At 75.5% G+C, this 8,916-nt stretch carries 3 protein-coding genes; all 3 read left to right on the top strand.

Annotation, left to right across the window (positions count from 1 at the left end):
- The first annotated feature begins 324 nt into the window (after positions 1-324).
- Entirely contained in the window at positions 325-1,509 is a 1,185-nt protein-coding gene (locus tag ABT160_RS45650) for a cytochrome P450 (protein WP_351655985.1), read from the top strand.
- A gap of 5 nt (positions 1,510-1,514) precedes the next feature.
- The gene (locus tag ABT160_RS45645) at positions 1,515-1,718 is read left to right on the top strand and encodes a ferredoxin (RefSeq protein ID WP_351655983.1); all 204 of its coding nucleotides are present in this window, start codon (positions 1,515-1,517) and stop codon (positions 1,716-1,718) included.
- 216 nt (positions 1,719-1,934) lie between these two features.
- Positions 1,935-8,916, top strand: a 6,982-nt coding sequence (locus ABT160_RS45640; RefSeq protein ID WP_351655980.1) for a type I polyketide synthase, incomplete at its 3' end; no start/stop codon positions are given.

Raw genomic sequence — 8,916 nt, 5'->3', positions numbered from 1 at the left:
CCCCGCGCCGCGCCCCCGCCGCCGGCGGGGCCCCACCCCCCCCCGCCCCCCGGCGCCAGGGGACGGCTCGGCCCGCCCCGAAGGCCGTCTCGGGGAACGCTTGAGAAGCGGTGCCGGGGCGATGCCGGGAAGGCCGGGCCCCGGCTGAGGAAACGGATCGACATCCGGGTCGTCTGGCAGGATCGGATCACGCCGGAAAACGGGATTTCCCGAAAGTGCGGGGGAATGGTGAATTCCCCTGACCACGGCGACGCGTGACCCATTTCCTCCGCGCGGGGGTTCAGCCCGGCCGATCGAACCGGCCCTGACATCCACGGAGTCGACGTGACCAGCACCGACCTGAAGCCGGTGGCGTTCCCCACCGAACGCACCTGTCCCTTCAGCCCTCCGCCGAAGCTGACCGCGCTGCGCGACGAGCACCCGGTGAGCAGACTCGCCTATCCGGACGGCAGCACGGGCTGGCTGGTCACCGGCAACGCGGCGGCCCGCGCCGTGCTGACGGACCCCCGGTTCAGCTCGCGCGGCGAGCACCGCAAGATGGCGGTCGGCGAATGGGTCCCCCAGCCGACCCGGCCCGGCGTCTTCATCTTCATGGACCCGCCGGACCACACGCGTTTCCGCAAGCTCTTCACCGGTGAATTCACCGTACGCCGCATGAAGAACCTCGAACCGCGGATCGAGCGGATAACCGCCGACCGGATCGCGGCGATGCGGGAAAAGGGTTCTCCGGTGGACCTGGTGCAGGAATTCGCCCTGCCCATTCCGTCCCTGGTGATCTGCGAACTCCTCGGCGTCCCCTACGAGGAGCACGCGTTCTTCCAGAAGCACTCGGAGCGCATGCTCGACCACGACCACTCGGTGGACGAGGCCTACGAGTCCATGGGGCTGATGGCGGAGTTCCTCACCACGCTGATCCGCCGCAAGCGCCGCGCCCCGCAGGACGACCTGCTGAGCAGAGTGGCCACGTCCGGCCTCACCGACGAGGAGGCCTCGGGCTCGGCGATGCTCCTGCTCTCGGCGGGGCACGAGACCACCGCGAAGATGCTGGGCCTCGGCACCTTCCTGCTGCTCTCCCGCCCCGGGCAGCTGGCGCTCCTGCGCGAGCGGCCGGAGGCGGTCAACGGCGCGGTCGAGGAGATGATGCGCTACCTGAGCATCGTCCAGTTCGGCATCGTCCGGGGGGCCACCGAGGACGTCGAGCTGGAGGGCCGGCGGATCCGCGCGGGCGAGGTGGTGACCGTGTCGCTGTCCACGGCCAACCGGGACCCCGGGTTCTTCGACGACCCGGACGTGCTCGACCTGGGCCGCAGCGCCGGACGGCACCTGGCGTTCGGCTACGGCGTCCACCAGTGCGTGGGGCAGCAGCTCGCCAGGGTCGAGATGCGCGTGGCGTTCGGCCGGCTGGTGAGCGCGTTCCCCGACCTGCACCTGGCCGCGGCGCCCGAGGACATCGAGACGGCCCAGCTGTCCTCGATGTACGGCGTGAAGCGCCTGCCCGTCGGCTGGTAGCGGCGATGCGCGTGGAGGTCGACCGGGACAGGTGCTGCGGCGCGGGGATGTGCACCCTGACCGAACCCGAGGTGTTCGATCAGAGCGCGGAGGACGGCACCGTCGTGCTCCTGACCGCCCGTCCGCCACGGGAGTCGTGGGACGGCGTCGAGGAGTGCGTACGGCTGTGCCCCTCGCAGGCGATCAGCCTCGCGGACGGCGGGGACTGACCCGGCCGGAGGGCTCACGGGCGCCCGCGCCCGCCGGGACCGCGGACCGGTCCGCGCCGCCACCGCCGACCGGTCGCCCCGAGTCCCGACCCCCTTTCCCCGTCCGCGTGCCGACCCGTCGCACCCGCCGTCGGCGTCCCGCGCGGACCGCCGCGTCCTTGCCTGCCCGCACACGGGACCGCCGCGCCCTTCACCCGCCCGAATTGAGGATGCGTGATGAACGCTGACGACATTGCCATCATCGGACTCGGCTGCCGCCTGCCCGGTGGGATCGACTCCCCCGAAGCCCTCTGGCAGGGCCTGCTCGACGGGGTCGACGCCATCGGCGAAGTGCCCCCGCAGCGGTGGAGGGCCGATGACTGGCACGACGTCGACCCCTCGGCTCCGGGCCGGATGACGACCCGCTGGGGCGGTTTCCTGGACGACGTGGCCGGGTTCGACGCCGAGTTCTTCGGCATCTCCCCCACCGAGGCACGCCAGATGGACCCGCAGCAGCGGCTGGCGCTGGAGGTCGCCTGGGCCGCGGTCGAGGACGCCCGTGTCCGCACCGACCGGCTCGACGGGTCGGCGACCGGGGTGTTCTTCGGGACCATGTGGCAGGAGTACCACCTCGCGACCGGGGCCCGTGCCGAGGAGATCCGCACCCACACGGCCATCGGCACGGACACCTCCATCATCCCGGCCCGCATCGCCTACGCCCTGGGGCTGCGCGGTCCCGTGATGACCATCGGCAGCGGCTGCAGCTCCTCGCTGGTCGCCGTGCACCAGGCGGTCCGCAGCCTGCGCTCGGGGGAGTCGGACCTGGCGCTGGCCGGCGGTGTCAGCTTGATCCTGCACCCGCACACCACCGTGGCGATGGACAAGTTCGGCACGCAGAACCCCGAGGGGCAGTGCCGCGCCTTCGACGCCGACGCGGCCGGGTACGTCCGGGGCGAGGGCTGCGGCGTGGTCGTGCTGCGCCGGCTCGCCGACGCCCGGCGGCACGGCGACCGCGTCTACGCGGTGATCCGCGGCAGCGCCGTGAACAACGACGGAACCACCGACGGCCTGGCCACGCCGGGGGCCGAGACGCAGGCCGAGGTGCTGCGCGCGGCCTGGGGCGAGGCGCGGACGGACCCGGGCCTGGTGGCGTACGTCGAGGCGCACGGCACGGGGACCCGCCGGGGAGACCCGGTCGAAGCGGCGGCCCTGGGCCGCGTGTTCGGCGGGGACCGGCGCGAACCGCTGCGGATCGGTTCGGCCAAGACCAACTTCGGCCACCTCGAACCGGCCGCGGGCGTGCTGGGCCTGCTCAAGACCGCCCTGGCCCTGTTCCACGGCGAGCTGCCCGCCAGCCTGCACTTCCGGCGCCCGAACCCCGACATCGACTTCGCCGGGACGAACCTGGCCGTGGTCACCGAGCGGCAGCCCTGGCCGCGCGGGCCGCGCCTGGCGGGCGTCAGCAGCTTCGGCTACGGCGGCACCAACGCGCACCTCGCGCTGGCCGGCCCGCCCGCCGACGCGTCCGACGACCCGGACGCCACCGGCTCCTCCGATGCCCGGGAGGACGCGGGACCGGCCCGCCTGCCCTGGGTGCTCTCGGCACGCTCGGAGCCCGCCCTGCGCGAGCGGGCCCGCCGGCTCGGCGCCCACCTCGCCGCGCACCCCGGCCCCTCCCCCGCCGACGTCGGCTTCTCCCTGGCCACCACCCGCGCCGACCACGAGCACCGGGCCGTGGTCCTGGGCCGGGACGCGTCGGAGCTGCTCCGCGGCCTCGACGCGCTCGCGTCGGGACGGCAGGCGCCGAACGTGGTCACCGGGTCCGGCAGCGGCCAGCGCCCGGTCCTGATGTTCGCCGGGCAGGGTGCCCAGTGGCCGGGCATGGCGACCGAACTGCTCGCCTCCTCCCCGGTCTTCGCCGAACGGTTCGCGGCGTGCGAGCAGGCGCTGGAGCCGTACGTCGACTGGAAGCTCGGCGACGTGATCGCGGACGCCGAGGCCCTGGAACGCGTGGACGTCGTACAGCCCGCCCTGTGGGCGGTGATGGTGTCACTGGCCCGGCTGTGGAACCACTTCGGCGTCGACCCGGCGGTCCTGCTCGGCCACTCGCAGGGCGAGATCGCCTCCGCCTGCGCGTCCGGGGCCCTGTCCCTGGACGACGCGGCGGCCGTGGTGGCGCTGCGGGCGCAGGCCATCGCCCGGGACCTGGCGGGCCGGGGCGGCATGGTCTCGCTGGTGTGCACGCGCTCCGACGCCGAGGCGCTCATCGGACGGTGGCCGGGACGGCTGTCGCTGGCCGCGGCCAACGGGCCCCGCAGCACCGTGGTGTCGGGCGACCCGGAGGCGCTGGCGGAGCTGATCGCGCACTGCGACGCCGAGGGGATCCGGGCCAAGCGGATCCCGGTCGACTACGCCTCCCACTCGGCCCAGGTGGAGGCCGTCCGCGAGGACATCCTGACCGCCCTGGCGGGCATCCGGCCGCGTCCCGGGGTGGCGGGCTTCTTCTCCACCGTCGACGTCGGACGGATCGACACCGCTTCCCTGGACGCCTCCTACTGGTACCGCAACCTGCGCTCCACGGTCGAACTCGACGCCTGCGTGCGCGAGTTGGCAGCCGAGGGCCACCAGGTGTTCGTCGAGTGCACCCCGCACCCCGTGCTCACCATGGGCGTCGAGGAGAGCGCCGACGTGCGCACCGTCGGGACGCTGCGCAGGCAGGAGGGCGACCGGTTCCTGACGGCACTGGCCGAGGCGTACGCCTGCGGCGTGGACGTCGACTGGAGCCGTGCCTTCGGCCGGGCGGACACCGTGGACCTGCCGACCTACCCCTTCCAGCACCAGCGGTACTGGATCGACGCCGGGGCACACGGCGGCGGGCCGGCCGAGGACGCGCCGTTCTGGGACGCCGTGGGCCGCCAGGACGCCGACGAGGTGGCCCGGACCCTCGGCGTGGACCGGGGCGCCCTCGCCCCCGTACTGCCCGCCCTTGCCTCCTGGCGCAGGCGGCGCACCGCGGACTCCGTCCTCGACGAGCGGCAGTACCGGATCCGCTTCGACAAGGTCCGCCCGGGCACGGTCCGTGCGGGCGACTGGCTGGCCCTGGTGCCCGCCGGTGACGCCCGGGCGCACTCCGTGGCCGAGGACCTGACCGGGCAGGGACTGCGCCTCACGGTCCTCGAGGTCGGCCCCGACGACGACCGGGCCGCGCTCGCCGCCCGGCTGCGGGGCGCCGCGTACGACGGCGTGCTCTGCCTGACCGCCCTGCGGGAGGGCGCACACCCCGCGTACCCGGGTGTTCCGGCGGGCTACGCCGCGACGCTCGCCGCCGTACAGGCACTGGGCGACGCGGGCGTGAGCGCGCCGCTGTGGTGCGTGACGCGCGGGGCCGTCGCGGTCGCGGACGAGGCGGTCGCGCCGGAGATGAGCCTGGTGTGGGGCCTGGGCCGGGTCGTCGCCCTGGAGCACTCGGCGCGCTGGGGCGGTCTGGTCGACCTCGGCGACGCGTACGACTCCGGGGTGCTGGCGGGGATCGTCTCCGCCGGGTCCGGCGAGGACCAGGTGGCCCTCCGGGGCGAGCACGCGTACGGCCGCCGGCTGGTGCGCGCCGCCGGCGGCCCGGCCCGCGACTGGAGCCCCCGGGGCACGGTCCTGGTCACCGGCGGCACGGGCGCGCTCGGCTCAGCGATCGCCCGCCGCCTCGCCGCGCAGGGCGCCGGGCACCTGGTACTGGTCAGCCGGAGCGGCCCCGACGCGCCCGGGGCGGGCGCGCTCGCGGAGGACGTCCGCGGGCTCGGCGCCGGGGTCGAGGTCGTCGCCTGCGACGTCGCCGACCGGGAGGCGGTGCGCGCGCTCGTGGAGCGGACGCGCCCGTCGGCCGTGGTGCACGCCGCCGGAGCCCTGCACGACGGGCTCGTCGAGGACCTCACGCTCGACCGGGTCGACGCGGCACTGCGGGTGAAGGCCCTGGGCGCCTGGAACCTGCACGAACTCGCCACCGGGCTCGACGCGTTCGTGCTCTTCTCCTCGTGGGGCGCGACCGTCGGCGTCCCCGGGCAGGGCAACTACGCGCCCGGCAACGCGTACCTCGACGGCCTGGCCGCGCTGCGGCACTCCCGGGGACTGCCGGCGACCTCGGTGGCGTGGGGCCCGTGGGACGGCGACGGCATGGCGCGGGGACCGGTGCGCGAGGTCCTGGACCGGCACGGCGTACCACCGATGGCGCCGGACCTGGCACTGCACGCCCTGGACCGGGCCGTGGCCGCCGCTGAGCCCTGCGTGACGGTGGCGGACGTGCGGTGGGACCGGTTCCGTACGGTGTTCACGGCGGCCCGGCCGAGCCCGCTGCTGGCCGAACTCCCCGACGGCGCGGGCACCTCACCCGCGCGGGCGTCCTCCCTGCGCGAGCGGCTGGCCGGCCTGCCGGCCACCGGCAGGCCGGGAGCCGTGCTCGACGAGGTCCGGACCCAGACCGCGCTCGTGCTCGGGCACGCGGGCCCCGAAGCGGTGGACGCAGGCCGCACCTTCAAGGAGCTCTCCTTCGACTCGGTGCTCGGCGTCGAGCTGCGCAACCGCCTGGGCGCCTCCACCGGACTGCGCCTGCCCGCCACCCTGATCTTCGACCACCCCACGCCCGCCCGGCTCGCCGACCACCTCCTGCGGGCGTTCGGCCTCGACGAGCCGCTCGACGGGGCCTCCCCGGTGGAGTCCGTGGAGTCCGTGGAAGACGCCCCGGCCGCAGGAGCCGGCCCGGAGGGTGCGGCCGAGCCCATCGCCGTCGTCGCCATGAGCTGCCGGTTCCCCGGCGGGGTGCGCGACCCGGAGGCGTTCTGGCGGCTACTCGCCGAGGGCGGCGACGCCACGACGGAGTTCCCCGGGGACCGGGGCTGGGACCTGTCCGCGCTGTACCACCCGGACCCGGACCACCCCGGCACCAGCTACGTGCGCCGGGGCGGGTTCGTGGAGGCCGACGCGTTCGACCCGGCGTTCTTCGGGATCAGCCCGCGCGAGGCGCTGACCATGGACCCGCAGCAGCGGATCCTCCTGGAGGGATCCTGGGAGCTGTTCGAGCGGGCCGGGATCGCCCCGGGCACCCTGCACGGCAGCGACACCGGCGTCTACCTGGGCACCAACGGCCAGGACTACGCGTCCCTCGGCACGCCCCACGGTTCCGAGGGCTTCGGGCTCACCGGCAGCGCCGCCAGCGTGGTCTCCGGCCGCGTCTCGTACGCCCTCGGCCTGGAAGGGCCCTCGGTGACCGTGGACACCGCCTGCTCGGCCTCCCTGGTCGCCGTCCACCTCGCCGCGCAGGCCCTGTCACGCGGCGAGTGCGCGCTGGCCCTCGCCGGGGGCGCCACCGTGATGGCCACGCCCCGGCTGTTCGTCGGCTTCAGCCGCCAGCGCGGCCTCGACCCGGGGGGCAGGGTCCGCGCGTTCTCCGACGAGGCCTCCGGCACCGCCCTGTCCGAGGGCAGCGGGCTGCTGCTCCTGGAGCGCCTCTCGGACGCGCGGCGCAACGGGCACCCCGTCCTGGCCGTGATCCGGGGCTCGGCGGTGAACCAGGACGGCACCTCCAACGGCCTGACCGCGCCCAGCGGCCGCGCCCAGGAGCGGGTCATCCGCAAGGCCCTGGCCTCGGCCGGGCTCGACGCGCGCGACGTGGACGTGGTGGAGGCCCACGGCACCGGCACCACGCTGGGCGACCCGATCGAGGCGCACGCCCTGCAGGCCACCTACGGCGCCTCCGGCAGGCCGGTGTGGCTGGGCTCGGTGAAGTCCAACATCGGCCACACACAAGCGGCCGCGGGCGTGGCGGGCGTCATCAAGATGGTGCTGGCCATGCGGCACGGCGTGGTGCCGCGCACCCTGCACGCGGACACCCCCTCCCGGCACGTCGACTGGTCGGCGGGCTCCCTGCGGCTCGCCACGGACGCCGTCGCCTGGCAGGCCGAGGGGCCGCGCCGGGCGGGGGTCTCCTCCTTCGGCATCAGCGGCACCAACGCCCATCTGATCCTGGAGCAGGCCGCCGAGGCCGAGGAGCCGGTGTCCGGCCCGCACCCCGGCGTGCTCGCCTGGCCCCTCTCCGCGCGGAGCCCCGAGGCCCTGCGCGAGCAGGCGTCCCGACTGGCCGCGCAGCTGGCCGCGGAACCCGGTACGGACGCCGCTGACCTGGGCTTCTCCCTGGCCACCTCGCGCACCGCCTTCGCGGAGCGCGCCGTCGTCGTCGGCCGGGACGGCGCGGACCTGCTGGCCGGGCTGCGGGCGATCGCCGAGGACGCGCCTTCGGCGTCGGTGGCCCGGGGGGTGGCGGACGACGGCCGGACGGCGTTCGTCTTCGCCGGGCAGGGCACCCAGCGCGTGGGCATGGGAGCCGAACTCCGGTCCGCCTACCCGGTGTTCGCGGCCGCGTGGGACGAGGTCTGCGCGGTACTGGACCCGCGGCTGCGGCTGCCGGTCGCGCAGGTCGTGGACGACGCGGAGGCGCTGCGGCGCACCGAGTTCACCCAGCCCGCGCTCTTCGTCTTCGAGGTGGCGCTGTTCCGGCTCCTGGAGAGCTGGGGCCTGCGCCCCGACGTGGTGCTGGGCCACTCCGTCGGCGAGCTCGCCGCCGCCCACGTGGCGGGCGTGCTCTCGCTGGAGGACGCCTGCGTGCTGGTCGCGGCCCGGGCCCGGCTGATGCAGGCCCGGCCGGACACCGGGGTGATGCTCGCCCTGCGGGCCACCGAGGAGGAGGTCGTCCCGCTGCTGTCCGGGCGGGTCTCCCTGGCCGCGGTCAACGGGCCGCGCTCCGTGGTGGTCGCCGGTGACGCCGACGCGGTGGAGGAGCTGGCGGCGCGGTTCCCCGGGCGCCGTACCAAGCGGCTCGACGTGTCGCACGCCTTCCACTCGGCGCACATGGACGGGATGCTGGACGACCTCCTCGCCGTGGCCGGGCGGCTCACCTTCCACCCGCCGCGGATCCCGCTGGTGACGAACCTGACCGGGCGGATCGCGACCGGCTGCGACGCCGGGCACTGGGTGCGGCAGGTCCGGCAGCCGGTGCGGTTCGCCGACGGGATCCGTACCGCGCTCGCCGAGGGCGCCACCCGCTTCGTCGACATCGGCCCGGACGGGACGTCCGCCGCGATGATCGAGGACTGCCTGGACCGCGAGGCCGTCGTCATCGCGGCCCAGCGCGCGGAGCGTCCCGGGCCCGGGACGCTGCTGCTCGCGGCCGCGCGGG

It is taken from the genome of Streptomyces sp. NPDC001941 (assembly GCF_040296945.1).
Taxonomy (GTDB): Bacteria; Actinomycetota; Actinomycetes; order Streptomycetales; family Streptomycetaceae; genus Streptomyces.
Note: the sequence above shows the minus strand (reverse complement) of the source record. Positions and strands in the feature narration are given on the sequence as shown.